The sequence below is a fragment of the Clavibacter davisi genome, assembly GCF_052751415.1.
In genome coordinates, this window is the sequence record NZ_CP199882.1 from 3,110,020 (window position 1) to 3,135,583 (window position 25,564).

23 protein-coding genes and 3 tRNA genes are annotated in these 25,564 nt (G+C 73.4%); 6 read left to right on the plus strand and 20 right to left on the minus strand.

Features of this window, described 5'->3' with window-relative positions; translation table 11 throughout:
• Positions 1 to 142 precede the first annotated feature (142 nt).
• From ACU4ZT_RS14815 to ACU4ZT_RS14825, 3 genes are all read right to left on the minus strand, one after another.
• Positions 143 to 216 (minus strand) — tRNA-Met (locus tag ACU4ZT_RS14815).
• A 41-nt stretch (positions 217 to 257) separates the two neighbouring features.
• A tRNA-Thr gene (locus ACU4ZT_RS14820) sits at positions 258 to 329 on the minus strand.
• Between the two features lie 110 nt (positions 330 to 439).
• Positions 440 to 1,378 (minus strand): aldo/keto reductase, encoded by a 939-nt coding sequence (locus ACU4ZT_RS14825; protein WP_063071521.1) that lies wholly within the window; start codon positions 1,376 to 1,378, stop codon positions 440 to 442.
• A 140-nt stretch (positions 1,379 to 1,518) separates the two neighbouring features.
• Here ACU4ZT_RS14825 and ACU4ZT_RS14830 point away from each other — a divergent pair, with 140 nt between their 5' ends.
• Positions 1,519 to 3,258, plus strand: coding sequence for a glycoside hydrolase family 13 protein (locus ACU4ZT_RS14830; RefSeq protein WP_414748804.1), 1,740 nt, complete (start codon positions 1,519 to 1,521; stop codon positions 3,256 to 3,258).
• Positions 3,259 to 3,349: 91 nt separating this feature from the next.
• Here the strand turns inward: ACU4ZT_RS14830 and ACU4ZT_RS14835 are convergent, their stop codons facing one another.
• The 8 genes from ACU4ZT_RS14835 to ACU4ZT_RS14870 all read right to left on the minus strand — a co-directional run bounded on the left by ACU4ZT_RS14835 (position 3,350) and on the right by ACU4ZT_RS14870 (position 10,646).
• The gene (locus ACU4ZT_RS14835) at positions 3,350 to 4,531 is read right to left on the minus strand and encodes a M23 family metallopeptidase (protein WP_063071520.1); all 1,182 of its coding nucleotides are present in this window, start codon (positions 4,529 to 4,531) and stop codon (positions 3,350 to 3,352) included.
• Positions 4,532 to 4,756: 225 nt separating this feature from the next.
• Positions 4,757 to 5,566 carry an inositol monophosphatase family protein gene (locus tag ACU4ZT_RS14840; protein WP_063071519.1) on the minus strand — a complete coding sequence of 270 codons (810 nt, stop codon included), beginning with the start codon at positions 5,564 to 5,566 and terminating at the stop codon, positions 4,757 to 4,759.
• A gap of 88 nt (positions 5,567 to 5,654) precedes the next feature.
• Positions 5,655 to 6,401 (minus strand): YoaK family protein, encoded by a 747-nt coding sequence (locus ACU4ZT_RS14845; RefSeq protein ID WP_063071518.1) that lies wholly within the window; start codon positions 6,399 to 6,401, stop codon positions 5,655 to 5,657.
• Between the two features lie 62 nt (positions 6,402 to 6,463).
• Positions 6,464 to 7,174, minus strand: coding sequence for a YoaK family protein (locus ACU4ZT_RS14850; RefSeq protein ID WP_414763918.1), 711 nt, complete (start codon positions 7,172 to 7,174; stop codon positions 6,464 to 6,466).
• 69 nt (positions 7,175 to 7,243) lie between these two features.
• The gene (locus ACU4ZT_RS14855) at positions 7,244 to 8,230 is read right to left on the minus strand and encodes an aldo/keto reductase (RefSeq protein WP_445337458.1); all 987 of its coding nucleotides are present in this window, start codon (positions 8,228 to 8,230) and stop codon (positions 7,244 to 7,246) included.
• Between the two features lie 114 nt (positions 8,231 to 8,344).
• Positions 8,345 to 8,426 (minus strand) — tRNA-Tyr (locus tag ACU4ZT_RS14860).
• A gap of 239 nt (positions 8,427 to 8,665) precedes the next feature.
• Positions 8,666 to 9,529, minus strand: coding sequence for a chymotrypsin family serine protease (locus tag ACU4ZT_RS14865; RefSeq protein ID WP_063071515.1), 864 nt, complete (start codon positions 9,527 to 9,529; stop codon positions 8,666 to 8,668).
• Positions 9,530 to 9,833: 304 nt separating this feature from the next.
• Complete coding sequence (locus ACU4ZT_RS14870; protein ID WP_445337459.1) at positions 9,834 to 10,646, minus strand: hypothetical protein; 813 nt, start codon at positions 10,644 to 10,646, stop codon at positions 9,834 to 9,836.
• A gap of 867 nt (positions 10,647 to 11,513) precedes the next feature.
• Between ACU4ZT_RS14870 and ACU4ZT_RS14875 the strand changes: the two genes are divergently transcribed.
• Both ACU4ZT_RS14875 and cls read left to right on the plus strand, forming a co-directional pair.
• The gene (locus tag ACU4ZT_RS14875; protein WP_063071513.1) at positions 11,514 to 12,002 is read left to right on the plus strand and encodes a YajQ family cyclic di-GMP-binding protein; all 489 of its coding nucleotides are present in this window, start codon (positions 11,514 to 11,516) and stop codon (positions 12,000 to 12,002) included.
• Between the two features lie 99 nt (positions 12,003 to 12,101).
• Complete coding sequence (gene cls, locus ACU4ZT_RS14880; protein ID WP_445337460.1) at positions 12,102 to 13,571, plus strand: cardiolipin synthase; 1,470 nt, start codon at positions 12,102 to 12,104, stop codon at positions 13,569 to 13,571.
• 42 nt (positions 13,572 to 13,613) lie between these two features.
• Here the strand turns inward: cls and ACU4ZT_RS14885 are convergent, their stop codons facing one another.
• From ACU4ZT_RS14885 to ubiE, 5 genes are all read right to left on the minus strand, one after another.
• Entirely contained in the window at positions 13,614 to 14,108 is a 495-nt protein-coding gene (locus ACU4ZT_RS14885; protein WP_063071511.1) for a MarR family winged helix-turn-helix transcriptional regulator, read from the minus strand.
• Between the two features lie 122 nt (positions 14,109 to 14,230).
• Complete coding sequence (locus ACU4ZT_RS14890; RefSeq protein ID WP_445337461.1) at positions 14,231 to 14,908, minus strand: prepilin peptidase; 678 nt, start codon at positions 14,906 to 14,908, stop codon at positions 14,231 to 14,233.
• Positions 14,909 to 15,031: 123 nt separating this feature from the next.
• Positions 15,032 to 16,402, minus strand: a complete 1,371-nt coding sequence (locus tag ACU4ZT_RS14895; protein WP_445337462.1) for an FAD-dependent oxidoreductase — start codon at positions 16,400 to 16,402, stop codon at positions 15,032 to 15,034.
• A 90-nt stretch (positions 16,403 to 16,492) separates the two neighbouring features.
• Entirely contained in the window at positions 16,493 to 17,566 is a 1,074-nt protein-coding gene (locus tag ACU4ZT_RS14900; RefSeq protein WP_063071508.1) for a polyprenyl synthetase family protein, read from the minus strand.
• A gap of 36 nt (positions 17,567 to 17,602) precedes the next feature.
• On the minus strand, positions 17,603 to 18,340 hold the full coding sequence (ubiE, locus tag ACU4ZT_RS14905) for a bifunctional demethylmenaquinone methyltransferase/2-methoxy-6-polyprenyl-1,4-benzoquinol methylase UbiE (RefSeq protein ID WP_270981396.1): 738 nt from the start codon (positions 18,338 to 18,340) through the stop codon (positions 17,603 to 17,605).
• 160 nt (positions 18,341 to 18,500) lie between these two features.
• Between ubiE and ACU4ZT_RS14910 the strand changes: the two genes are divergently transcribed.
• Together ACU4ZT_RS14910 and ACU4ZT_RS14915 are read left to right on the plus strand one after the other, a co-directional pair.
• On the plus strand, positions 18,501 to 19,775 hold the full coding sequence (locus ACU4ZT_RS14910) for an isochorismate synthase (RefSeq protein WP_270981216.1): 1,275 nt from the start codon (positions 18,501 to 18,503) through the stop codon (positions 19,773 to 19,775).
• 79 nt (positions 19,776 to 19,854) lie between these two features.
• Positions 19,855 to 20,589 (plus strand): tyrosine-protein phosphatase, encoded by a 735-nt coding sequence (locus ACU4ZT_RS14915; RefSeq protein ID WP_270981215.1) that lies wholly within the window; start codon positions 19,855 to 19,857, stop codon positions 20,587 to 20,589.
• 40 nt (positions 20,590 to 20,629) lie between these two features.
• On the opposite strand, the gene ACU4ZT_RS14920 is transcribed toward ACU4ZT_RS14915, so the two are convergent.
• The 3 genes from ACU4ZT_RS14920 to ACU4ZT_RS14930 form a co-directional block, all read right to left on the minus strand.
• Complete coding sequence (locus tag ACU4ZT_RS14920) at positions 20,630 to 21,484, minus strand: DMT family transporter (RefSeq protein WP_063071504.1); 855 nt, start codon at positions 21,482 to 21,484, stop codon at positions 20,630 to 20,632.
• A 75-nt stretch (positions 21,485 to 21,559) separates the two neighbouring features.
• Positions 21,560 to 23,335: a 2-succinyl-5-enolpyruvyl-6-hydroxy-3-cyclohexene-1-carboxylic-acid synthase gene (menD, locus tag ACU4ZT_RS14925; RefSeq protein ID WP_445337463.1), complete on the minus strand. Its 1,776-nt coding sequence runs from the start codon at positions 23,333 to 23,335 to the stop codon at positions 21,560 to 21,562.
• A 4-nt stretch (positions 23,336 to 23,339) separates the two neighbouring features.
• A complete protein-coding gene (locus tag ACU4ZT_RS14930) occupies positions 23,340 to 23,774 on the minus strand; it encodes a PLD nuclease N-terminal domain-containing protein (protein WP_063071502.1) in 435 nt (144 codons plus the stop codon).
• Between the two features lie 116 nt (positions 23,775 to 23,890).
• On the opposite strand from ACU4ZT_RS14930, the gene ACU4ZT_RS14935 reads away from it, so the two are divergent.
• A complete protein-coding gene (locus ACU4ZT_RS14935; protein ID WP_063071501.1) occupies positions 23,891 to 24,265 on the plus strand; it encodes a DUF4229 domain-containing protein in 375 nt (124 codons plus the stop codon).
• 52 nt (positions 24,266 to 24,317) lie between these two features.
• On the opposite strand, the gene ACU4ZT_RS14940 is transcribed toward ACU4ZT_RS14935, so the two are convergent.
• Positions 24,318 to 25,553 carry a cation:proton antiporter domain-containing protein gene (locus tag ACU4ZT_RS14940; protein WP_414763914.1) on the minus strand — a complete coding sequence of 412 codons (1,236 nt, stop codon included), beginning with the start codon at positions 25,551 to 25,553 and terminating at the stop codon, positions 24,318 to 24,320.
• Positions 25,554 to 25,564: the final 11 nt, after the last annotated feature.

The following is a 25,564-nucleotide window of genomic DNA, read 5'->3' on the forward strand; positions in this document are numbered from 1 at the left end:
TGCGGCTGCGCGCACGGCGGCGCGGATCCCGAGGGCGGCATCTCGCAGCACCGGCCAGCGGGCAGAGGAAAGGCCCCGGAACCTGGCGAGAGGTGTCCGGGGCCTATCGAGGAGGGCGGACCCCGAGGGATCCGCGCTTCCGTAGCGGGAGCGGGACTTGAACCCGCGACACCACGATTATGAGCCGTGTGCTCTAACCACCTGAGCTACCCCGCCACGATCCCTGCGGCCGACCGCAGCCGGACCGGTGAGGATCGAGCCCCCAGTGAGGATTGAACTCACTACCTCTTCCTTACCAAGGAAGTGCTCTACCAATGAGCTATGGGGGCGTGCCCGGGCGCGTCGGATACGCGCTGGAACCCTACGACGATAGCAGGTCCCGGGCCGCCCCCGGGACGCGGGGCGGCCCGGGGGCGGGGGCCATCGGGCGATCGCGGGATCAGACCGCGGAGAGCTCGGCGACCTCGTCGGCCGTCAGCTCGAGGTCCACCGACGCGAGCAGGTCGGGCAGCTGCGTGAGGTCGCGGGCGCTCGCGATGGGCGCGGTGACCGACGGCTGGGCCCGGAGCCAGGCGAGCGAGACCGTGGTGACGGAGACGCCGTGCGCCTCGGCGACCCGGTCGAGGACCTCGAGCAGGGCGCGGCCGTGGTCGTCGTGGTACTTCGACGCGGTGCCGGCGCGGGGGCTGTCGACCTCGCCGCCGCGGTACTTGCCCGTGAGGAAGCCGCTGGCGAGGCTCGAGTACGGGGCGGAGGCGATGCCCTCGCGGATCAGCAGGTCGGCGAGCTCGCCCTCGTAGGCGTCGCGCTCGACGAGGTTGTAGCGGTTCTGCAGCACCTCGAAGCGGGCGACGCCCTCCCGGGCCGAGACGTCGAGCGCGGCCTGCAGGCGCTCCGCGGTGAAGTTGGAGGCGCCGATCGCGCGGACCTTGCCCTCGGCGACGAGCTCGGCGAGCGCCGTGACGGTCTCCTCGATCGGGGTCTCCTGGTCGTCGACGTGCGCGTAGTAGAGGTCGATCGCGTCGACGCCGAGCCGACGGAGGCTGGCCTCGACGCCGCGGCGGACGCTGTCGCGCGAGGTGCCCTTCGCGGCCTCGTGGGCGCCGACCTTCGTGGCGATGATCAGGCCGTCGGGGCGACCGCGGTCCGCGAGCCAGCGGCCGATGATCTCCTCGGACTCGCCGCCGGAGTTGCCGGGCTTCCACGCGGAGTAGACGTCGGCGGTGTCGACGAAGTTCCCGCCGGCCGCGACGTAGGCGTCGAGGAGCTGGAAGGAGGTCGCCTCGTCGGCGGTCCAGCCGAAGACGTTGCCGCCGAAGGACAGGGGGCTCACCTCCAGGCCGCTGGATCCGAGGGGCACGCGTGCGGGGTTCGTCATGGCTGATCTCCTTCGTCCGGTGATGGCGGCGGGCCGCCGCCTCCAGGGTCAAGCCGCGGCGCGCGCCCGGCTATTCCGCCGTTCCCCGGCCCGCGGTCGTCGGCGGGGTCGGCCAGGGGGCGTCACCTAGGCTCGATCCCATGACTCCGCCCTCCCCCACAGCGCCCGCCCCGGCTGCCCGGGACGCCCTCCTGACCCGTCCCGACGGCGACGACGCGCCCGGCACCGGATCCGAGTGGTGGCGCACCGCCGTCATCTACCAGGTCTACCCCCGCTCGTTCGCCGACTCGGACGGCGACGGCATCGGCGACCTCCCCGGCATCACCGAGCGGCTGCCCGCGCTCCGCGAGCTCGGCGTCGACGCGATCTGGCTCTCCCCCTTCTTCCTCTCCCCGCAGAACGACGCCGGCTACGACGTGGCCGACTACTGCGCGGTGGACCCGCTGTTCGGCACCCTCGACGACTTCGACCGGATGCAGCGCCGCGCGCACGAGCTCGGCCTCCGCGTGATCATCGACATCGTCCCGAACCACACCTCCTCCGAGCACCGCTGGTTCCAGGAGGCGATCGCGACCCCCGCCGGGAGCGAGGAGCGCGCGCGCTACATGCTCCGCGACGGGAAGGGCGCCGACGGCGAGCTGCCGCCGAACAACTGGGAGTCGATCTTCGGCGGCCCGGCCTGGTCCCGCCTCACGGAGCCCGACGGCACGCCCGGCCAGTGGTACCTGCACCTGTTCGACTCCTCGCAGCCCGACCTCGACTGGACGAACCCGTGGGTGCGCGAGCGCTTCCGCGAGATCCTCCGCTTCTGGCTCGACCGCGGCGTGGACGGCTTCCGCGTGGACGTGGCGCACGGCATGGTCAAGGCGCCCGGCCTCCCCGACTACACGCCGCCCGAGGGCCAGGGCAGCATGGGCGGCGCCGGCGGCGCCGACGACCAGCCCGCTCCCCCGCCGCCGTACTTCGCGCAGGAAGGCGTGCACGAGATCTACCGCGAGTGGCGCGAGATCTTCGACTCGTACGAGGGCGACCGCGCCATGGTCGCCGAGGCGTGGGTCGAGCCGCTCGCGAAGCTCGCCGACTGGGTCCGCCCCGACGAGATGCACCAGGCCTTCAACTTCAGCTACCTCGAGACGCCGTGGGACGCGCAGGCGCTCCGCCGCACGATCGACGCGTCGCTCGCGACCTTCGGGTCGGTGGGCGCCCCCAGCACGTGGGTGCTGTCGAACCACGACGTGGTGCGGCACGCGAGCCGCCTCGCGCTCTCGGGTGAGAACCCGCAGGGCGTGGGCATCGGGCCGGAGTCGACCGTGACGGTCGACGAGGAGCTCGGCCTCCGTCGCGCCCGCGCCGCGAGCGCGCTCATGCTGGCGCTCCCCGGCAGCGCGTACGTCTACCAGGGCGAGGAGCTCGGCCTGCCCGAGGACACGCGCCTGCCGGACGAGGCGCGCCAGGATCCGACGTTCCACCGCACCGCGGGCGAGCGCTACGGGCGGGACGGCTGCCGCGTGCCGATCCCGTGGGAGGCCGGGAAGCCGTCGTACGGGTTCAGCGACGGCGACGCGAGCTGGCTGCCCCAGCCCGACGACTGGGACCGGTTCGCGCGCGACACCGAGCAGGCGGACCCCGCGTCCACGCTGTCGCTCTACACGGAGGCGCTGCTGCTGCGCCGCGAGCACGGCCTCGCGCTGGGCGCGATCGAGTGGATCACCGCCGAGGACGACGACGTCATCGCGTTCCGGAGCGCGGGCGTCACCGTGATCGCCAACCTCGGATCCGCGTCGGTGCCGCTGCCCGAGGGCCGCGTGCTCCTCGCCAGCCAGCCGCTGGACGGCGACGCGGTGCCGTCGGACACGACCGTGTGGATGATCGCCGGCTGACCCCTCCCCATCACGACGACGCCCCCTCGCGCCTGCAGGCGGAGGGGGCGTCATCGTGCGACGGACGCGGCGGTCGGCCGCGCGGGATGCGCTAGTTCGCGTGCTCCTTGAGCCAGGCGAAGGGATCCACCGCGGTGCCGTCCGCCATGCGGACCTCGAGGTGGAGGTGCGGGCCGGTGGACGCGCCCGTGTTGCCGACCTGGCCGATCTGCTGGCCGACCTTCACGGGATCGCCCGCCTGCACGCGCATGGAGCCCGGCAGCATGTGGCCGTAGACGCTCGTGACGAGCTGACCCTCGATGACGTGGTCGATGACGAGGTGCACGCCGAGGCCCGTGTCGCTGTTGACGGACTCGCGCACGACGCCGTCGGCGATCGCCTGGATGGGCGCGCCCATGCCGGGGGCGAAGTCGACGCCCTGGTGGTTGCTCGAGCAGCCGTTGGAGCAGGGCGCGATGCGCTTGCCGAAGACTCCGCTGATGGGCACGCCGGCCGCGAAGGGCCATTGGATCGTGCCGTTGATGTCGTTCGTGAAGGCGCCGGCGCCCGTGGACGTCTGCGCCAGCATGATCTGCTGCGGCGTCGTGGCCGTGAACGCGTCGTCGGTGCCGCCGACGACGACGGCCTCGGGGGCGGAGGAGAGCGCGATGCTCTGGCTGGGGACCGCGGTGCCCGGCGCATCCGTGACCACGTTCGCCTGCGCCATGTCCTGGCCGGTGAGGAACGCGGACGACGGCAGCGACGTGGCGATGGTGACCGTGGCGACGAACGCCATGGTCAGGAGCGTGAGGCCGCGCGAGGCGTTCGAGCGGCGGCGGCCGGCGGTGGACTCGGGCGACGGCGCCGCGAGGGCGGGACGCGAGGAGGCGGGGACGCGGCGGCCTCGGACCCGGACGTGCGGCGCGGCGGAGGGGACGCTCGCGCGCTTCGCGTGCACGAAGGAGGAGCGGCGCGCGTCTGACGCGGCGGACGCGGCGCTGCGGATCCGACGGGCGCGGGTCGCGAGCGGCACGTCGTCGGCGGAGGCGGCGACAGCGGCGGGCTCGGCGTCCGCGGGGAGGTGCGTGGTCGGCGCGGCGGGGGCCTCGACGGCGACGGGGGCGATGCGGGGAGCGGCGGGGGCCTCGGTGGCGGCGGGCGTCGGCTCGGGCTGGGGTGCGTCCTGCGCATCCGCCCGAGGGGCGAGCGCCGCCTCCGCCGCTCGGCGCTCGGCCTCGCGTCGCTCGCGTCGCGTCGGGTAGACGACCCCTGCGGTCTCGTCAGGGGTCAGCACGAGAGCCGCCGGACGGAGGACTGGGGGGCACGCGAGGCGCGGAGGACGGACAGGATCGTGGAGCTCCTAGTGCGAGGGACAGTGTGCTGCGCGGGCCGGTCGACGGGGGTCGGGGCGTGCGCGTGCGACCGGATCGAACCCGGTCGCGATGTAACGGATCGGTAAAGGCTAACCGCTGGGAGGGATTCACGCCACCCGGGGGATGCGCGCGCGGGCCTCGGGGGGCTAGGCGTCCGGCCCATCCAGCCGCTCCTCGAGGGCGCGCGCGAGGTCCGGATCCGCCGCGATCAGCAGCTCGGCGGAGGCGGGACCGCCGCCGATCCCGGTCACCCGCGCACCCGCCTCCGCGGCGATGAGCGCGCCCGCAGCGTGGTCCCACGGCTTGAGGCCGCGCTCGAAGTAGGCGTCGGTGCGGCCCGCGGCCACGTTGCAGAGGTCGAGCGACGCGGCGCCGATGCGGCGGATGTCACGCACCTCGCCGAGGAGGTCGGTGATCACGCGGCCCTGCCGGATCCGCGTCGAGGCGCCGTAGGAGAAGCCGGTGCCGACGAGCGCCAGCGACAGGGGGACGCCCGCGTTGACCGCGATGGCGCGCCCGTCGAGCTCGGCGCCGCCGCCGGCGGTCGCCGTGTAGACCTCGCCGAGGGTGGGGTTCACGACGCAGCCGGCGCGCGCGGTCCAGGTGAGCGGATCCGCCTCGCCCTCGACCACGGCGACGCTCACGGCCCACGCGGGGATGCCGTAGAGGAAGTTGACGGTGCCGTCGATCGGGTCGACGACCCAGGTGAGGCCCGACGTGCCGGAGGTGCCCTCGGACTCCTCGCCGAGGAAGCCGTCGTCGGGGCGCACGTCCCGGAGCGCCTGCCGGATGAGGTCCTCGGTCTCGCGGTCGGTGTGCGTGACGATGTCCTCGGGGCTCGACTTCGACTCGGCCACCTCGACGCCCTCGCGGCGGCGGCGGAGCGCGAGCTCCCCGGCGCGGGTCGCGATGTCGCGGGCGATGGTCAGGAGCGCGGCGTCGCCGGGGGAGGTCATGGATCCACCCTGCCAGAGGGGCGCGGGTCACCGCGCCGAGCGCTCAGGGGCGGGACCGCGGGACGGACGGCGGACCCCGGGGAGCTGATCAGGCGGGGGCGACGCCCGTGCGCTCGTCGACCGCCGGGGTCGCCGTCCCGCCCTCGTCGAGCCGCTTCCGCTCCACGCGCCGCGCGTTCCACAGCAGGGCGACGCCCAGCACCATCAGGCCGCCCGCCGCCAGCAGCGCCCACGCGCCGCCGACGTGCGTGGTGATGAGCGCGGCCACGAGCGCGCCGAGCCCCATGCAGACGATCGCGCCGATGCGGCGGGCCCACGCGGCGCCCGTTCCGCCGGCCACGCGGCTGTCGGAGGAGAGGTTCACCATCGTCATGGTCACGACGACGGTGGAGAGGTCGCGGAGGCCGATGCTCTTCACGGCCGCCGCCTGCGCGCCGAGGAGCAGCGCGAGGAAGCCCGTGATCGCGATCATCACGCCCGTGTCGAGCGCGCCGACCACGAGCCAGACCACGGCGAGCGCGAGGGTGAGCAGGGTGCCGGTGACGAGGATCCCGACGGACGAGCGCGGCAGGTGCACGTCGGTCGGCGCGCGCCGCGTGATGCGGGACGCGATCACCGCCCCGAGCATGAAGGCCACGAGCGCGACGAGGTTGTTGAGGACGGGGATGCCGGCGACGCCCACCAGGCCGAACCCGATGAAGAGGACGTTGCCGGTCATGTTGCCGGTGAAGACGCGGTCGAGCGCGAGGTAGCTCACGCCGTCGATGGCGCCGGTCGCGGTGGTCATCACGAGCAGCGCGGCGATGTAGGAGCCCTCGGGCCAGGGACGGGACACGGGCGGATCTCCTCGGCGTTCGGGCGGCGGATCCCCTCACCCTATGCGGGCCGTGTCGGGCGTCACGCGCCTGCGGCGCCCTCCCGCACGTGCTTCCGGTCGAGTCGGCGCGCGTTCACCAGCATCCCGACCCCCGTGGCCATGAGCGCGCCCGCCACGAGCAGCGCCCACGGGGCGCCGATGCGCGTGGTGATGAGCGCGGAGACCAACGCGCCGATGGCCATGCTCGCGATCGCGCCGAAGCGGCGGGCCCACGCAGCGCCCGAGCCGCCGGCGATGCGGCTGTCCGCCGACAGGCTCACGGCGGTCATCGTCACGACCACGGTGGAGAGGTCGGGCAGGCCGATGCTCTTCACGGCGGCCGCCTGCGCGCCGAGCAGCAGCGAGAACAGCCCGGTGATGACGATCATCACGCCCTTGTCGAGCGTGCCGACCGCGAACCACACCCCCGCGAGCGCGAAGGTGAGCGCGGTGCCCGTGACGAGGATCCAGACGGCGGACCTCGGCAGGCGCAGGTCCGCGGGCGCGCGGCAGGTGATGCGAGCCGCGAGCACCGCGCCGGCCATGAAGGCGAGCAGCGCGACCAGGTTGTTGAGCACGGGGACGCCGGCGACGCCCACCAGGCCGAAGCCGATGAAGATGACGTTGCCCGTCATGTTGCCGGTGAACACGCGGTCGAGGGCGAGGTAGCTGACGCCGTCGATGGCTCCGGTGGCGGCGGTCAGGACGAGCAGGGCGGCGACGTACGCGCCGTGGGGCCGGTCTCGGGGCATGACAGATCTCCTCGATGTCGGGACGGTGGGCGCCCCAAAATAGGGGGCGCCCCTCCGTGGCCCCTGGGATCAGGCGATGTCGTCCCGCGCCGCGCGCGCGGCCGCCGACGCGAGGCGCGACACCTCCTCGTCGTCGAGCACGAGCTGCCCGGCGGGCATCAGCTGCCGGATCTGCCGCGCCGTCCGCGCGCCCACGAGCGCGCTCGCCACCCCGCGCCGCCCGAGCACCCACGCGATGGCGACCTGGGCGACGGTGACGCCGCGGAGCCGGGCGACCTCCTCGGCGGCCCGCACCGTGGCGTGCCCGCCCGGCGTCATGTACTGCTCGGCGTCGAGCGCGCGGGCGGACGGCACCGCGGGCGCGCCCGGCAGGTACTTGCCCGTGAGGAAGCCCTTCGCGAGCACGCTGTGCGCGACGAGGCCGACGCCCTCCTGGCGGACGACACCCTGCATCCGGCCCTCCGCGCGGTCGCGGGCGAGCAGGCTGTACTCCTCCTGCACCACGCCGACGGGCACGGCGCCGGATGCGTGCGCCAGCGCGAGGGCCTGCTCCAGTCGCTCGGGGGTGAAGCCCGAGACGCCGACGAGCCGCGCCTTGCCGTCCTTCACGAGGTCGGACAGCGCGGCGACGGTCTCCTCGAGCGGGGTGCGGGTGTCGTCGAGGTGCGCGTGCACGACGTCGACGTGGTCCGTCCGGAGGCGTCGCAGCGACGCGTCGACCCCGCGACGCACGGACGCCGCGGACGTGCCCGGCGCGTCCCGGCTCTTGCCGACCTTGGTGCCGACGACGACCTCGTCGCGGCAGCCGCGCGCGGCCAGCCAGCCGCCGATGATCGCCTCCGACTCACCGCCCGCGTGCCCGGGCACCCACTGCGAGTAGGACGAGGCGGTGTCGACGAACGTGCCGCCCTCCTCGCGGTAGGCGTCGAGGATCGCCCACGCCTCGTCGCGGTCGGCGGTCCAGCCGAAGCCGCTCGTGCCGAGGCCGAGGGTGGAGACGACGACTCCGGAGGTGCCGAGGGCACGCGTCGAGGGGCCGGGGGCGGCGGGGAACATCGGTGGTGGATCCAGGTCGTCGGGCGCGCGGGCGACGCTGCCCGCGCGGGCGGGCCCCGACGGATGCGGCGGGGCAGACGAACGGCCCCGCGCGAGCGGGGCCGTTCCGTGCGGTGGCGAGTGAGGGATTCGAACCCCCGAAGGCTGAGCCGTCTGATTTACAGTCAGATCCCTTTGGCCGCTAGGGTAACTCGCCATGCGCACCCGACCTGTGTGATCACGGACCGGAGACGCTCGTCGATGATAGCGGGCGTCGGCCCGGGAACCGAAATCCCGGCCCGGGCCGCCGCCGCATCGCCGAGACACGCGCACGGCGGACGACGGCGGTGCGGTGGATCCGGCCTCGACGGGCGCGACCGGGGCTGACGACGGGCGCCTAGCTGTTCCCCGGCGTCACCGGCGTCGCCGAGCGGCGATCCGCACCGTCGCCGACCGTCACGACGAAGGGGCCAATGCGTACGTGTACTGCATCTCCGAGATGAATCCCGTCAGAGGCACGTAGTACATGACCCTCGAGTCGTAATGGGGCTGGGATTCCTGCATCCCGCCGTGGAGGATCCCGTAGACCGTGACGCCTGCGGTGTCCGCGCCGTCGGCGTTCGGGTCGCTGAAGATGGGAGCGCCGGAGTCGCCGGGGGCGGCTCCGCTGAGGGAGTTCCGCAGCGTCCTCAAGTACGCCCCGGGATTCCCGTACTTCGACCAGAGACAGCTGTAGTCCGTGGTCGCCCCGCTGTGACAGGCCCAGTTCACGTTCGCGGGCATCTCCTCCGCCAGTTGCAGGACGGGGACGGCGCCGACGGCGCGGAGGCGCTGCGAATAGGTGAGCACGGCACTGAAGGCACGCGGCTCGTAGTGGTAGTTGATGTAGTACACGGTGTGGGAACCCGACCCGGTGTGATGCCGCATGGGCACGGCCTTGGGGGGCACGGTGACGATCATCATGTCGTAGGCGTTCGACACCCACGAGACCTCCCCGACCAGGTGGCCGTTGACGTCGACCCGGTCATAGCGATCGCCGCAGTGCGCGGTGGTGGTGACATACCGCGTGGCCCGTTCGTAGGGGGTGGCGTTCGCCCGGAGCCCCCGCTTCGTCAAGACGAACCCCGCCGTGCAGCTCTTCGTCTGTCGAGAGCTCGCGTTGAGGACCTGCAGCTGCGTGCCGCCGACGATGCGGTCGCCGTTCAGACGCTCCGGCTCGGTCGCCGAGGCTCGATCCGCGCCCACCATGCCGAGCCCCGAGACCAGCGCGAGGATGACCAGGGCGGAGGACAACCGGCCCCAGAGGCCGAGGCGTCTCATAGGTCGGCTCCCGTGATGAGGGCGCCAGCGGCACCTGCGCTGGTCGTCGTCGCGATCGATGGTCGTGGCATGGGGGACTCCTGTCTGGGCGTGGTCGTGCGATGGATGTGCGTGTCGTGTGGCCGGGAGGTCGCGGAGGGACCGCGGGTGTGCCGGATGGGCACCCGCTCCGTCGGGCTGGCATGCGCCCGGAGACCCCTCTCGGCCATCACGAACCCCGCCGTGCAGAGCCCGGCTTCGTGGTGGTCCGTCCGGCGGAAGAGCGACTGGGTGCCCCCGAACACGCGATCGCTGTCCAGCCGCTCTATTCGGCATCGCCGTCCATCGACTGCTCAAGGCTGGAGACGACGGGGAACGCGGCATCCGGCGCCGGAGCCACGGACTCGATGATGTCCGAACCGTCCACGCGGAGGACCGCGTCGACCGCCGCACCGTTCGCATCCACGGCCTCCGGAACGAGGAACCGCGTCCCCACCTGGTCGTCCGCGTCCTCCACCGCGACGGAGCCGTCGTCGCGGACCACAGCGTGGAAGCCGTCCGGGATGTTGACGGAGAAGCGGTACTCCCTCGCCGAATCCGCCGACGGCACACGCGTCAGCACCTGCATGCCGGAGTCCTCGCTGAAGCCGGAGAGCACGGTGTCGTCGACACGGGTGGAGACCACCGCAGCCCCTGAGCCGTGGAAGATGCCCCCGGGGACCGTGGCCGGATCGACGACGTCGTCCGTCCCGTCTCCGGGCAGCGAGAGGGCGAACGCGTCGGGCGACGACGCCCCGTCGTCCGAGGGCGTGTCCGACGACGACGGATCCGGCTGCTCCACCACGAGCTCCGCGGACCGATCACCGGCGGGCGTCGACCCCGCCCCCTCATCGCCGGTCGAGGGCCCCTTCTCCTCACCGGCATGCGCCACCCCCACCGAGAGGGCGCCCACGATGATGACGCCCGCGGCGCCTGCGAGGGTCCACTTCCCGACTGTTCGACTTCTCATGTGAAACTCCTTGTTCCTGTGCGTGATCGCGCGTGATGCGCAGGTTCTCTTCGAGGTGGGACGCATCGGTGCGGCATGACCGTGCCGTGCCGCACACGCCACGGACGCGGCTCTGCCGGCGCCGGACATGGGCGGATCCGCGACACATCGACGTGATGGAGCTCGTGGACGTCGTCCATGTCTCGGGCCGAGATGATTCCGTACGCAGTGACTCCGTTCGGATTCGCACCGTCAGCGTCCGGGTCGCTGAACACCGACCCACCGGAATCGCCTGACATCGAGCCGCTGGCGTTGCTCTGGGCGGCCAGGAGCCACCGACTCGGATCGGCGTCTTCGGTGTCGGCATTCCATGGGCAGCCGACTCCCGAGACGGTGCCACTCGCACATGAATGTCGGGCGCCGGCTGGGGCTGCGTCCGAGTGGTTCGACACGGGAACGGTCCCATATCCACGGAGCCGAGGCGGGAACGTGAGGACCCTGCCGGAAGCCCGGGGCGCCGGGCCCCGACGATGCTCGTCGGCACCGCGCCGGGCTCCCCGGCGGCGGACTCCCCCATATCCGAAAGCTCCACTTCGGGCGGTGGACGCGATGGCTTCTATGTCCATCACCCCGCAGCTCCCCCGAAACCCGGACCCCTGATCGCAATCCTCAATGTGAACCCCTCCTGATGCGTCCTGTGTGCACGGTAAAGGCGGTGGCGGGGCGTGGGGGCGAGATATCCACACACGGCGTGGATGTCCGGATGCACGCACCTGAATACCTCGCCCCCCTCTTTTTCCTTGGGGCCCGGAATTCCCGGATGGGACAGCTTCCCGAGGCGCAGGAATAGCCGTTCCCGCACCGACATCACGCAGTCGGTCCGAATCCGATGCCTCCGCCCGGCCGGGTATCCACGTTCCGCGAGCGCGGCGATTCACCTCGCAGAGCCGCTCGACGCTCCGCGTCGCGACTCCGGCCTCCTGCCGTTACCCTCGACACAGCCAACGGAAGGAGTCCATCGTGGACAGCTCGTTCGACGTCGTCAGCAAGGTCGACCGCATGGAGGCGGACAACGCCGTCCACCAGACCCAGAAGGAGGTGGAGCAGCGCTACGACTTCAAGAACGTGGGCGCCTCCATCGAGTGGAGCGGCGACACCATCCTCATGAAGGCCTCCAGCGAGGAGCGCGTGAAGGCGATCCTCGACGTGCTGCAGTCGAAGATGATCAAGCGCGGCATCGGCCTCAAGAGCCTGGAGGAGGGCGAGCCCTTCGCCTCCGGCAAGGAGTACCGGATCGAGGTCACCCTCAAGCAGGGCATCGACCAGGCGAACGCGAAGAAGCTCGGCAAGATCATCCGCGACGAGGGCCCCAAGGGCATCAAGAGCCGCGTCGAGGGCGACGAGCTCCGCGTCTCGAGCAAGAGCCGCGACGAGCTGCAGCAGACCATCGCGCTGCTGAAGGGCGCCGACGTGGATCTCGACCTGCAGTTCGTCAACTTCCGCTGATCCGCGTGCCCGCGGGCGGCCGCCGGTCGCCCGAGCCGGCCGCGTCCGCCGCGCGCCGGGCCCGTCGGCGGAGCGCTCCCGCCGGTTAGACTCCGCCTGATGGATCCCTCGATGACCACCCTCGTCCTCGCGGGGCTCGCGGTCGTCGTCGACTTCATCGTGCGCGTCACCGCGCTGCTGGTGATCCCGCGCAACCGCCGGCCGTCCACCGCGATGGCGTGGCTGATGGCCATCTTCTTCCTGCCGTACCTCGGCATCTTCCTGTTCCTGCTCATCGGATCCACGCGGCTGCCCAAGCGGCGGCGCGAGAAGCAGCAGGAGATCAACCGGTTCATCGTCGAGTCGACCGAGGGCATCGAGCGGGTCACCCGCGAGCACTCCTGGCCGTCGTGGCTCGACTCCGTCGTGGAGCTCAACCTCACCCTGGGGTCGATGCCGCTCGTCGGCGGCAACCGGGCGAAGCTCTACAGCCACTACGACGAGTCCATCGCCGCCATGACCGCGGAGGTCGAGAAGGCCACGCGGTACGTGCACGTCGAGTTCTACATCCTCGCGTGGGACGTCACGAGCGCCCCGTTCTTCGACGCGATGGAGCGGGCCGTGCAGCGCGGCGTGACCGTGCGCGTGCTCCTCGACCACATCGCGTCGCTGCGCTCGCCCGGCTACCGGCGCACCACGCGCAAGCTCACGGAGATCGGTGCCCTCTGGCACCTGATGCTCCCCGTGCAGCCGCTCCGCGGGCGGTACCAGCGGCCCGACCTGCGCAACCACCGCAAGGTGCTCGTGGTCGACGGCCGCGTGGGCTTCATGGGCTCGCAGAACATGGTGCACCGCAGCTACAACAAGGTCGTCAACCGCAAGCGCGGCCTCAAGTGGCAGGACCTCATGACCCGGCTCGAGGGCCCCATCGTGAGCGGCCTCAACGCGATCTTCATCACCGACTGGTACGCGGAGACCGACCAGCTCCTCGTGCGCGAGACCGAGCCCATCGAGATCGCCGCGACGGGGGGCGACGAGGAGCTCGACTGCCAGATGGTGCCGTCGGGCCCCGGGTTCCCCGGCGAGAACAACCTGCGCCTGTTCAACGCGCTGCTCTACTACGCGCAGGAGCGCATCGTCATCACGTCGCCGTACTTCGTGCCCGACGACTCGATGCGGTACGCCATCACGACCGCCGTGCAGCGCGGGCTCTCGGTGGAGCTGTTCGTGAGCGAGATCGGCGACCAGCCCGTCGTCTACCACGCGCAGCGCTCGTACTACGAGGAGCTGCTCAACGCGGGCGTGCGCATCTGGATGTACCGGGCGCCCTACATCCTGCACAGCAAGCACTTCACGATCGACGACGACGTGGCCGTCATCGGCTCCAGCAACATGGACATGCGGTCGTTCAGCCTCAACATGGAGGTGTCGCTGATGGTGCGCGGCCCCGGGTTCGTGCGCGAGATGCGCCGCGTCGAGGACGGCTACCGGGCACGCAGCCGCGAGCTGACCCTCGACGAGTGGAGCAGGCGCACGCGCTTCAGCACCGTGCTCGACAACCTCGCGCGGCTGACCTCGGGCGTGCAGTAGCCGCCGAGGGCGCCGCACCCGCGAGGGCCGGTCGCGCCGGGGTCAGTCGTCCGCGGTCGCGGTGCTGTCGGCCCGCGGATCCGCCTGCTCGTGAGCGATGGCACGTTCGAGCACGGCCTGCAGGAGCGCGTGCAGCTGCGAGTCACCCGACGCGCCGTCGGCGTCGTCGCCCGCGATGTCGCGGCGGACCTGGTCGCCGACCCGCCAGATGACGGGGAGCATGTCGCGCCCGGCGTCGGTGAGGCCGACCGAGAGGCGGCGCTCGTCGGTCGTGTCGCGGAAGCGGGTGACGTAGCCGAAGACCTCCAGGCGCTTCAGCAGTGGCGAGAGCGTGCCGGGCGTGAGGTGCAGCTTCTCCGCGAGGTCGACGACGGCCTGCGGCTCCTCCATGTCGAGCGCCAGGAGCACCAGGTACTGGGGATGCGTGAGGTTGAGCGGCTGCAGGAGCGGCCGGTAGAGCGAGACCACCGCGCGCGAGGCGGCTGCCAGGAGGACTCCCGTCTCGTCTTCCAGGAGTGCGAGCGATCTCTGTGCCATGTCATTTCCTCTGGATCGTCAGTACGTCGATGCCGGGGTCTTGGACACTTCCTCCACCGTACGCCTCTCGTAGCGCGAGGGGACCCACGCACAGACGATCATCGGCCGGGGTCGTCGCACGCTCACGCGAGCGTAGTGGGCGCGCCGGCCACCAGGAGCGCGCCGAGCACGAGCCACGGGCCGAACGGGACGGCCGTCGACGCCCGCGCGCGGCCCCCGACCAGGAGGGCGAGCGCGGCGACGCCGCCGAGGAGCGTGCCCACCGCGAGGCCCAGGGCGACGTGCGCGAGCCCCAGCTGCCCGAGCGCAAGACCCAGGACGCCCGCGAGCTTCACGTCGCCCGAGCCGAGGCCGCCGGCGGTCGCGGCCTGCAGGAGCGCGAGCACGACGACGGCGGCGGCTCCGCATCCGACCGCCTGCAGCAGGAGCCCGGATCCGCCCGTGACGAGCGCCAGGGCCGACGCCGCCACCGCCGCGGGAGCCGTGGCCCGGTCCGGCAGACGGTGGGCGGCGAGGTCGGCGAGCACGAGCACGGGGCCGACGGCCACGAGCAGCAGCGCGGGCGGGAGGCGCGCGGGCGGGGTCTCGGCGAGCACGAGGGCCGCGAGGATCCCCGTGACGAGCGCCGCCACGACCGCGGCAGTGCGTCCGAGGCCGGGGAGCGGATGGAGCGGGCGGGCGTCGAGGCCGTCCGCGCGGCGCCCGCCGGCGAGGGCGACGCGGGCGAGGCGCGGGGACACGGCGCCCACGACAGCGCCCGCGCTGCCGGCCGCGACGAGGAACGCGGGGGCGGGGATCACGCGGCGACCCTAGGGGCTCCCCCGCGCAGCCCGGGCTCGCGGCCCGCGACCTGGGGACGGACAACGGACGGGCGCCCGCGGGAGGACCGCGGGCGCCCGTCGGCGTCGATCAGGGGAGGCGGATCAGGCGGACCGCTGCGACCGGGACGCCTCCAGCATCTCCGCGCGCTCGACCACCTTGATGCGCGCGCGCCCGTGCGGGGCGCCGAGGGCGATCTCGTGCTCGTCGAGCGCGTGCCAGCCGGAGAGGTCGGTGTAGTCGATGCCGCGCTCCGCGAGGAGGTCGACGATCGCCTGCTCCTCGGGCGCCTCGGGGGTCCACCAGTCGCCCTGGTCGTTGAGCACGTGCGAGACGGTCTCCATGGCGTCGGACTTGGTGTGCCCGATGAGGCCGATGGGACCGCGCTTGATCCAGCCCGTGGCGTAGACGCCCGGGATGCGCGCGTTGTCGAGGTCGAGCACCTGGCCCTCGTGGTTCGGGATGACGCCGCGGCTCTCGTCGAACGGGATCCCGTCGACGGGCGAGCCGAAGTAGCCGACCGCGCGGTAGACCGCCTGCACGGGCACGTCGCGGAACTCGCCCGTGCCCTCCACGCCGCCCGTGCCGTCGGGCCGGGTGCGCTCGATGCGCAGGGCCGCGACGCGGGGCTCGGCGTCGTCGGACGCGAGCACCTCCGCGGGGCGCGAGTAGAAGTGCAGGTGGAGGCGGCGGGACGCGGATCCGGTCTCGCGCGTGCGCCACTTCTCCAGCACGCGGCTGATGACCATGACCTGCTTGTTGGTCTTCGCGGCCTCCTCGGCGGCGGGATCCACGCCGAAGTCCTCGTCGTAGACGATCACGTCGACGTCGGGCACCTCGCCGAGCTCGCGGAGCTCGAGCGGCGTGAACTTGACCTGCGCCGGTCCGCGGCGGCCGAAGACGTGCACGTCGGTGACGGGCGAGCGCTTGAGGCCGGCGTAGACGTTGTCGGGGATCTCGGTGGGCAGCAGGTCGTCCGCGTGCTTCGACAGCATGCGCGCCACGTCGAGCGCCACGTTGCCGTTGCCTATGACGGCGACCTCCCGGGCCTCGAGCGGCCAGTCGCGCGGGAAGTCCGGGTGGCCGTCGAACCAGTTCACGAAGTCGGCCGCGCCGTACGAGCCCGGCAGGTCGATGCCGGGGATGTCGAGCTCGGCGTCGCGGATCGCGCCCGTGGAGAAGATGACCGCGTTGTAGTGCTTCTGCAGGTCGGCGAGGGTGATGTCGCGGCCGTAGTCGACGTTGCCGAAGATGCGGATGTCGCCGCGGTCGAGCACGTCGCGCAGCGCGCCGATGATGCCCTTGATGCGCGGGTGGTCGGGCGCGACGCCGTAGCGGACGAGGCCGTAGGGCGCGGGCAGGCGCTCGAAGAGGTCGATGGAGACGTCGAACTGCTTCTCGGCCTTCAGGATGATGTCGGCCGCGTAGATGCCCGCGGGCCCTGCGCCCACGATGGCCAGCCTCAGCTTGGTCACTGGTGTCCTCTTCGTTCGTCGTCGTCCCGTGCCGGCCGTCGGGGCGTGGTGATGCGGATCCCCGCGAGAGCCGGCGGGGACGAGCGGCAGCTAGCGCGTGCGCTCGACGATGGTGTCGGCGAAGCGCGTGAGCGCCTTCTTCACCGGGCCCTCCGGGAGGGGCGCGAGCGCGTCGACCGCCTCGGCGGCCCAGCGGTGGGCCTCCGCGATGGTGCGCGCCGTGACCTCGTGGTCGCGGAGCTCGGCGATGGCGGCGGTGAGGTCGGCCTCGGTCTCGGGCGTCTCCTCGTGCTCGACGTCGCGCTGGATGCGGGCGAGCAGCGCCGCGGCGTCCGGGTCGGTGGCAGCGAGGCGGGTCAGGTAGAGCAGCGGCAGCGTCGAGACGCCCGCGCGCAGGTCGGTGCCGGCGAGCTTGCCGGTCTCCTCGGGCTGGTCGGCGAGGTCGAGCACGTCGTCGACGAGCTGGAAGGCCACGCCCGTGCGCTCGCCGAACGCGACGACGGCCGACTCGAGCTCGGGATCCGCGCCCGAGTAGATGACGCCCATCTGCGCGGCGCACGCGATGAGGGAGCCGGTCTTGTCGGCCAGGACGTCGAGGTAGTGCTCGATGGGGTCCTGGCCCTCGCGCGGGCCGATGGTCTCGTGCAGCTGGCCGAGCACGAGCCGCTCGAAGGTGGCCGCCTGGAGGCGGATGGCGCGCGGCCCCAGGTCGGCGACGATCTTGCTGGCGCGCGCGAAGAGCAGGTCGCCCGCGAGGATGGCGATGGAGTTGCCCCACACGGCCTGCGCGCTCGGGACGCCGCGGCGCATGTCCGCCTCGTCCATGACGTCGTCGTGGTACAGCGACGCGAGGTGGGTGATCTCGATGGCGACCGCCGCGTCCACCACCTGCTGCGTGTTGCCCTCGCCGAGCTGGGCGATGAGGAGGGCGAGCATCGGGCGCACGCGCTTGCCGCCCGCGTCGAGCAGGTAGCGCGTGGTGACGTCGGCCACGTCGTCGGCGAAGCGGACCTCGCGGAGGAGCTGCTCCTCGACGAGGGCGAGGCCGTCGTCGATGCTGCGGGCCATGCGGCGGTCGCCCGACGACGCGAAGAGGCGCTCGGTGAGGCTGGCATGGGAGGCGACGGAGGTGCCGCGGCGGGCGAGCGGGATGCTCGGACTCATGATGGGCGACCTTGTCTGTGGTGGGTCACGCGCCGGTCAGGACGCGGCGGGCCGGGGAGCCGCGGCGTGGCGGCCGACGGGCTTGACGCCGCGGTGCAGCGCGACGATCCCCGCTGTGAGGTTACGGTGCTCGACCGACGAGAATCCAGCCGAGCGCAGCCACGAGCTCAGCGTCTCCTGGTCGGGCCAGGCCTGGATCGACTCGTTGAGGTACTCGTACGCGCTGGCGTTGGAGCTCACGAGCTTCACGAGCGAGGGCGCGACGGCCTTCATGTAGAGGTCGTAGCCGCGGCGGACGAGCGGCACGGGCGGGGTGCTGAACTCGCAGATGACGATGCGGCCGCCGGGCTTGAGCACGCGGAACAGCTCGTCGAGGCCCTTCTTCGGCTCGACGACGTTGCGGAGGCCGAAGGAGATGGTGACGGCATCGAAGGAGTCGTCGTCAAAGGGGAGGCCGGTGGCGTCCGCGTGGACGAACTCGATGCGCGGGTTCCCCGCGTGGCGGCGGCGACCGACCTCGAGCATGCCCTCGGAGAAGTCGGCGGCGACGACGTGGGCGCCGGACGCGGCGAGCGCGGCGCTCGAGGTGCCGGTGCCCGCGGCGAGGTCGAGGATCCGCTCGCCCGCGACGGGCGCGACGGCCCGCGTGGTGGCGACCCGCCAGAGCTGGTCGTTGCCGACCGAGAGGAGGGTGTTCGTGCGGTCGTACGCGCTCGACACCTCGTCGAACATCGCCGACACCTGGCCGGGCTTCTTGCTGAGGTCTGCGCGCATCACCCGTTCAGTCTATTCGGGCGCGCTGGGCACGCGGTGGGCGGCGGCCGGATGCCCAGGGGCCGAACAGGGGTCGGGGGCGGCGGGGGTCGCGAGGGGTCGCCGACGGGGGCGCCGGCTCCCCGGGGAGGCCCGGATCCCCGGCGGTAGGCTGGCATCCGTGACCGCCACCCGCGTCCGAGCGCTCCTCGTCGACACCACCCCCGTCGACTCCATCGCCCGGCTCGTCCCCCTCCTCGACGCCCGGCACCCGCTCCTGTGGCTGCGGCACGGATCCGGGATGGGCGGCATCGGCGAGGCGCTCCGGCTCGAGTTCACCGGGCCCCACCGCGTGCGCGACGCCGCCGCCGCATGGCGCGAGGTGGCCGCCGCCGCGACCGTGACGGATCCACTCGGGATCCCCGGCACGGGCCTCATCGCGTTCGGCGCCTTCGCGTTCGCGGACGACTCCGCGGCGGCCAGCGTGCTCGTGGTGCCGCGCGTGGTCGTCGGCCGGCGCGACGGGGTGTCGTGGGTCACGCGGATCCGGCTGGCCGAGCAGGAGGACGGCGACGTCGCCTCCCCGCTCGACGGCCTCGCCGCGGGTTCCGTCCCCGTGCCCGAGCGCTCCGGCGCCGAGTACCGCCTGCACCTGCGGCCCGGATCCATGGGTCCCGACGACTACGAGCGAGCCGTCGCGAGCGCCGTCGCCACCATCGGGACGGGCGAGGTGCAGAAGGTCGTGCTCGCGCGCGACCTCGTGGGCCGCCTCCCCCTCGGCGGCGACCTCCGCCTCGCGCTCAGCCGCTTCGCGCTCGGCTACCCCGACTGCTGGACCTACGCGGTCGACGGCCTCATCGGCGCGAGCCCCGAGACGCTCGTGCGCGTGGGCCGCGGCACGGTCGGGGCGCGCGTCCTCGCCGGCACGGTGTCGCGCGGCGCGGACGCCCGGGCCGACGCCGCCGCGGCGGCGGGCCTCGCCGCCTCCCCCAAGGACAACGAGGAGCACGCGTTCGCGCGCGACAGCGTCCTCGACGCGCTCCGCCCGCACAGCCGCGACCTCTCCACCACCGACGCGCCCTTCACGCTCAAGCTGCCGAACCTGTGGCATCTGGCGAGCGACGTCACGGGCACGCTGGGCGACGGATCCTCGTCGCTCGACCTCGTCGGCGCCCTGCACCCGACCGCCGCGGTCGCCGGGCACCCCACGGCCGCCTCGCTGGAGCTGATCGCCGAGCTCGAGCCCTTCGACCGCGGGCGCTACGCCGGGCCGGTCGGCTGGGTCGCGGCGGACGGCGACGGCGAGTGGGCCATCGCGCTGCGGGGCGCGCAGGTGGATCCGTCAGGCGGCATCGTCGCGCACGCGGGCGCGGGCATCGTCGCGGGATCCGACCCCGAGCGCGAGCGCGCCGAGACGGCGATGAAGTTCCGGCCGGTCGTGGAGGCGCTGGGCTAGGAGGGGTCCGCCGCCGGATCGACGAGGATCACTCGCTCGTCAGACGCGACGCGGCCGGTCCCCGTGGTCGACTCGGCCGATGACCGCATCCGACCGCACCCTCCCGATCGACGGCCTCGTGAACGCCCGCGACCTCGGCGGCATCCGCCTCCGCTCCGGCGGCACGACCCCCACGGGCGTCCTCGCCCGCTGCGAGGACGCCGACCTCATCACCGACGCCGGTTGGGAGCGCCTGCGCGAGCTCGGCTTCCGCACGGTGCTCGACCTCCGCCAGCCGCTCGAGCGCGCCCGCGACTCGCGTCCACGGCCCGAGTGGATCCAGGTGGTGCACGTCGACCTCGACGGCCTCGACGACCACCCGGACTTCTGGGTGCCCTACTGGGACACCGGCCTCGTCGGCACGCCGCTCTACTACCTGCCGCACCTCGCCGCGCTGCCGGAGCGCGCCGGATCCGCGCTGCGGGCCATCGCGCACGCCCCCGCCGGCGGCGTCCTCTTCCACTGCGGCGCCGGCCGGGACCGCACGGGCCTCATCGCGCTGCTGCTGCTCCTCGCCGTGGGTGCCGAGCCGGACGACATCGTCGACGACTACCTGGCCACGATCCGCCTGGGCCCGGAGCGGTCGGCGAACTCCGGCGAGCAGGACCTGGAGCCCGCGATCGCGGACTTCCTCGCCGAGCGCGGCACCACGAGCGAGGGGGCGTTCCGCGAGGCGATGGCGGGGATCGACCTCGACGCGCTCTTCGCCGCGGCCGGGCTCACGGACCCGGAGCGCGAGGCGCTGCGGACGTGGCGGGGCTCGCTCCCGGCCTGACGTCCGACGGCGCGACGCGGACTCCGCCCAGCCGGCCGCCTCAGGTCGCCGACACCGCGATCAGCAGGACCGCACCGGTCGCGAGCGCGGTCGACGCGAGCCGGCGGACACTCACCCGCTCACCCATCGCGATCCACGCGACGACCCCCGACAGGACGATGCTCGTGCTCCGCAGCGCCGCGACCTCGCCGACGGGCGCGTGCTCCAGCGCGAGGAGGCTGAGCACGTAGGAGAGCGGGATCAGCACGCCGACGGCCGCGGCCAGCCCGAGGCGGCGCCGGTCGCGGAGCGCCGCACGACCGAGGTGCCGCCGGGCGGCGACGGTGATCATGCCCAGCTGCAGCACCGCGACCACCGCGTAGTACGGCACGGGTGGGATGCCCCAGCTGACGACCACGGCCGCGTCCCACAGCGTGTACCCGGCGATGACGACGCCGGTGAGCGCGCCCCAGCCGACGCCTCCCCCGGGGCCCCGGCCGGGTCCGTCGCCGAGGAGCAGCAGCACCGAGACGGCGATGAGGAGCACCCCGAGGCCCGAGGCGAGGCCGAGGCGCTGGCCGAACAGGATCACGCCGAGCACCGCGACCAGCACGGGCGCGAGGCCGCGCGACACCGGGTACACGACGCTCACCTCCGCGCGCCGGTAGCCGGCCTGGAGCACCAGGCTGTAGCCGCCGTGCAGGACGGCGCCCACCGCGCCGGCGCCGAGCCACGACCACGCGGGGACGAGCCCCTGCGCGAGCACGATCACGACCGCGACGGGGATCGCGACCAGCGCGCCGATCACGGTGCACAGCCACACGAACGCCGTGCCGCCGGCCGCGCCCGTCTTGCTGAGCGCGTTCCAGCCGGTGTGCGCGACGGCGGATCCGAGCGCGAGCGCGATGCCCAGCATGCGTCCCCCGATCGCGCGGGTCGGCGCCCGCCCTCCGACGGTACCGGCGAGGCGTCGCGGACCCTGGCCGACCCGCTACCGGACCAGCGGCACCTCGATGAGCAGCGGCGCATCCGACGCGGTCGTGAGCGCCGCCTCGAGCTCGCCGTGGGTCGCGGCGCGGAGGTGCGTCCACCCGTAGGCGCGGGCGAGGGCCGCGAGGTCCACGCGCTGCGGCGTGAACATGACGCGATCGATGGCGTCGGGAGCGGCCGTGCGGGACACCTCGAGGCCGTCGAAGATGGTGCCGCCGCCGTCGTTGCCGACGATGACCTGAATGCGCGGCACCCGCTCGCCCGTGCCGAGGAGCAGCGAGCCGACGTCGTGCAGGAGCGTGAGGTCGCCGACGAGCACGCGCGTGACGCCCGCGGCGGCCGTGCCGGATCCGGCCTGCGAGGCGAGCGCGATGCCGAGGCCCGTGGAGATGGTGCCGTCGATGCCCGCGAGCCCGCGGTTGGCGTGCACGCGCACGCGCTTGCCGGGGAGCGCGCGGTCGGCCTCCCGGATGAGGCGCGACGCCCCGAGCACGAGCCGGTCGTGCGGCCAGGTGGCCTGCCAGACGGCGCGCACCAGGCTGCGGCGGGTGACGTCGGCGCGCACGGCGGCGAGCTCGGCCTTCGCGAAGTCGCGACGCTCGGCGGGCGTGGTACCGGAGGGGACGCGCGGCGTGGACTCCGCGGCGGTGGCCGCGTCGAGGATCGCCCGGCTCTCCTGCACCCAGGTGCCGAGCCAGCGCCGGGCGTCGGCCGGATCCGCGGGCTCGCCGACCACGCGCACGGCGGCGGGGTGAGCGGTGACGCGGTGGCGCGGGTCGTAGTCCTCGCCGCCGGTGGATCCGACGACGATCGCCTCGACGCCCTCCCGCCCGACGAGCAGCGGGACCTCGCGCGTGAGCGTGGGGTGGCCGAACACGATCACGCGTTCGACGCGGTCGCCGAAGCCGGGGCGGGCGAGCAGCTCGCGGAAGGAGACGACGAGGTTCGGGCCGAAGTGGGATCCGCTGGATATCTCCGCGGCGAGCGGCCATCCCCCGGCGCGCGCCAGCTCCTCGGCGGCCTCGCCCGCGGCGTGACCGGCGACGACGAGCGTGCGTGGGCCGTGCGGGAGGTCGAGGACGTCGGCGGCAGGCGGGGTCGCGGGTGCGTCAGCGGAGGCGGCGGTTACGGCAGCGGCAGCGGCAGCGGCGCGCGCCTCCGCGGCGGCCTCGGCGAGGTCGGGCACCGCGACCGAGAGCGGATCCCGGAACGCCGCGTTCACGTGCACGGGCGTGCGCTCGTCGCGCGCCCGGCGGTAGGCGTCGCGGGCGATGCGCGCGTCCTGCGCGAGGTCGTCGTCGGTGCCCTCGGGCGCCGGCACGTCGACGCACGCGACGCGCTCGCCGAACATGCCCGGCTGCCGCGTGGTCTGGTTGCTCGCGATGCCGCGGAGCTCGGCGGGCCGGTCGGCCGTGAGCAGGAGCATCGGGACGCCCGAGTGCCATCCCTCGAGGACGGCCGGGTGCAGGTTCGCGACGGCGGTGCCGGAGGTGGTGATGACGGGCGCGGGCCGGCCGGACTCGACGCCGAGGCCGAGCGCGAGGAACGCGGCGGCGCGCTCGTCGATGCGCACGTGCAGGCGGACGCCGTGGACGCGCTCCAGCTCGGCGGCGACGAGCGCGAGGGCCTGAGAGCGGGATCCGGGGCAGAGCACCACGTCGGTGACGCCCTCGCGCACGAGCGCCAGCAGCATCGCGAGCGCGCGGTCGGTGGAGGGGTTGCCGGTGCGGGGCGGGGCGACGGCGGACGGGACGGGGAGGGAGTCGGCGGCGGTCACCGGGTCAGGAGTCCCGGCGACCGGGGGCGCCGCGGTCCTCGTCGCCGTCGGGGCTCGGGCGCGGGGCCGTGCCCGTGCCGCCCGAGGACGCGGGGCCGTCGGCGTCGGGACCGGCGCCGTCGCTGTCGAGGTCGGCGAGCTCCTGCTCGAGGCGGCGGATGCGCTCCTGCTCCGAGCGGGCGCGGCCGAGGTTCGAGAGGAAGTCGGGGTCGTCATCCGGGCCGAGGCGACGGCCGGAGGAGCGGGCGAGGTCGGTTCGGTCCTTGCCGACGGTGAGCCAGAGGATGCCGCCGATGACGGGCACGAGGACGACCACGGCGATCCACGCCGGCTTGGGGAGGCCGCGCATGCGGGTCCGCGGCGTCATCGCGGTGTCCACGATGACGAAGACCGTGAAGAACACGATCACGACGGCGAGACCGATCAGCAGGCGGGGCATCTGTCGATGGTAGCTCCGCAACCGGGGAGGATGCCGGGCGTCCAGCGGGCGGGAAGGGCATGCGAGCTGTGCGCCCGGCCGGGGTCCCGCCCAGGCGCCCGACCTATGCTGGCCCGGTGAGTTCCCGTCGCTACTGGCTCGTCTACACCGTCCTCCGCGTGCTCATGTTCGCGATCCCGTTCGGCCTCGTGGTCGCGGTGAACGCCGACCTGTGGCCGCTGGCCGCGGTCATCGGCGCGGTGGTGTCGTTCTGCGGGTCCTACATCTTCCTGCGCACGCAGCGCGAGGCCATGGCGGCGGATCTCGCGGCCGTCGCCGCCGGACGCCGCCGTCCCGTCGAGGACGACGACAGCGAAGACGCCGCCATCGACGCGGCCGAGCGCCGGGCCGGCGGGCCCGCCTCCCCGGCCTCCCCGGCCGAGTCCGCGGGCGCCGCCGACGCTGTGGACGCCGCGAAGCCGCGCGCCGACGGCGAGGCCGAGCGCAGCTGACGCCGGTCCGCCGCGCAGAGTCGCCACCCGCCTCCGGGGGGCACCGGGATGATCACCCCGGCCGCGCGGCCCTCGCCTCCGCCTCCGCCCTGGTGCCGTAGAACCGGCTGATGAGCAGCGGGCCGCCGATGCCGTGGAGCAGCAGGCTCCCCACGATGATGAAGCTGGTCGCCGCGAGCACGTCGTAGCCGTCGGACCCGCCGAGGGCGTTGAACGCGATGAGCCCGAAGACGATGGACGCGGCGCCGCGGGGGCCGAGCAGGGCCATGAAGATCCGGTCGCGTCGGGTGGAGCGCGTGCCGATGAGCGCGACCATCACCGGGACGAAGCGTCCGACGGTGAGGGCGAACAGCGCGAGGAGCAGGGCGGGCCACCAGTCGACGGCGCCGCTGGACAGCACCAGGGCGGCGATCCCGAACGCGAACCACAGCAGGAGCGTGAGGAACGACGTGACGTCCTCCACGAGCGGCTTCTCGCTGTGCTCGTCCCACTCCCGACCCCGCGCCAGGCGGAAGGCCACGCCGCAGACGAAGGCGGCCACGAAGCCGTTCCCGTGCACCTCGTGCGCGAACGCGAAGGTCAGGATGGGGAGGGCGAGCAACCCGATGCGGATGCTCTGCGAGTCCGCCCAGCCCCTCGCACGGGCGACGCGGAACAGCCGGCCGCCTCCCACCCCCACCAGCCCGCCGACGAGGATCGCGATGAGACCCGCGGGTGCGGCGGCGAGGAACGCGGCCACGGCATCCCTCTCGGGACGCGCGGACGTCTGGCTCACGAGCGCGAGCGCGGCGAGCAGCACGGGCGTCACGAGTCCGTCGTTGTATCCGCTCTCGATGTTCAGCCACCGCCGCACCCGGGCGGGGATGCGCGCGTCCCGGACGATGGAGGTCTCGGGCGCGAAGTCGACGGGTGTGGCGATGCAGGCGATGGCCAGGATGACGGGGAGCGACAGGCCGAGCGGAAGCACGATGCCGACCGCGAGGATGCAGGCCAACGACAGCGGGAGGGCGATGAAGAGCAGGCGCACGGGGATCGCGCTGAGGACGGCGTGCGGCGGGCCCTTCACGTCGATGGCGTCCACGAACAGGAGGAGGGCGAGGACCACCTCCGCGACGACGAGCGCCGCGTCGGAGTCGAAGAACAGGGCGCTCTCCCCGACGACGAACCAGCCGGCGACGGCGCCGAGGATGACCATCAGCAGCGGACCGCTGACGGCGATGCGGCGCAGGCGACGGTGCGTGACGGCCCAGATGAGCAGGGCGCCGGTCACGAGGAGGAGAGCGATCACCCCTGACAGTA

What these genes read in the sequence shown, in the direction of transcription:
- ACU4ZT_RS14825 (WP_063071521.1), bottom strand. Translation starts at nt 1,378, where the DNA reads ATGACGAACCCCGCACGCGTGCCCCTCGGATCCAGCGGCCTGGAGGTG.
- ACU4ZT_RS14830 (WP_414748804.1), top strand. Translation starts at nt 1,519, where the DNA reads ATGACTCCGCCCTCCCCCACAGCGCCCGCCCCGGCTGCCCGGGACGCC.
- ACU4ZT_RS14840 (WP_063071519.1), bottom strand. Translation starts at nt 5,566, where the DNA reads ATGACCTCCCCCGGCGACGCCGCGCTCCTGACCATCGCCCGCGACATC.
- ACU4ZT_RS14850 (WP_414763918.1), bottom strand. Translation starts at nt 7,174, where the DNA reads ATGCCCCGAGACCGGCCCCACGGCGCGTACGTCGCCGCCCTGCTCGTC.
- ACU4ZT_RS14855 (WP_445337458.1), bottom strand. Translation starts at nt 8,230, where the DNA reads ATGTTCCCCGCCGCCCCCGGCCCCTCGACGCGTGCCCTCGGCACCTCC.
- ACU4ZT_RS14865 (WP_063071515.1), bottom strand. Translation starts at nt 9,529, where the DNA reads ATGAGACGCCTCGGCCTCTGGGGCCGGTTGTCCTCCGCCCTGGTCATC.
- ACU4ZT_RS14870 (WP_445337459.1), bottom strand. Translation starts at nt 10,646, where the DNA reads ATGTCCGGCGCCGGCAGAGCCGCGTCCGTGGCGTGTGCGGCACGGCAC.
- cls (WP_445337460.1), top strand. Translation starts at nt 12,102, where the DNA reads ATGGATCCCTCGATGACCACCCTCGTCCTCGCGGGGCTCGCGGTCGTC.
- ACU4ZT_RS14885 (WP_063071511.1), bottom strand. Translation starts at nt 14,108, where the DNA reads ATGGCACAGAGATCGCTCGCACTCCTGGAAGACGAGACGGGAGTCCTC.
- ACU4ZT_RS14900 (WP_063071508.1), bottom strand. Translation starts at nt 17,566, where the DNA reads ATGAGTCCGAGCATCCCGCTCGCCCGCCGCGGCACCTCCGTCGCCTCC.
- ubiE (WP_270981396.1), bottom strand. Translation starts at nt 18,340, where the DNA reads ATGCGCGCAGACCTCAGCAAGAAGCCCGGCCAGGTGTCGGCGATGTTC.
- ACU4ZT_RS14915 (WP_270981215.1), top strand. Translation starts at nt 19,855, where the DNA reads ATGACCGCATCCGACCGCACCCTCCCGATCGACGGCCTCGTGAACGCC.
- ACU4ZT_RS14920 (WP_063071504.1), bottom strand. Translation starts at nt 21,484, where the DNA reads ATGCTGGGCATCGCGCTCGCGCTCGGATCCGCCGTCGCGCACACCGGC.
- ACU4ZT_RS14930 (WP_063071502.1), bottom strand. Translation starts at nt 23,774, where the DNA reads ATGCCCCGCCTGCTGATCGGTCTCGCCGTCGTGATCGTGTTCTTCACG.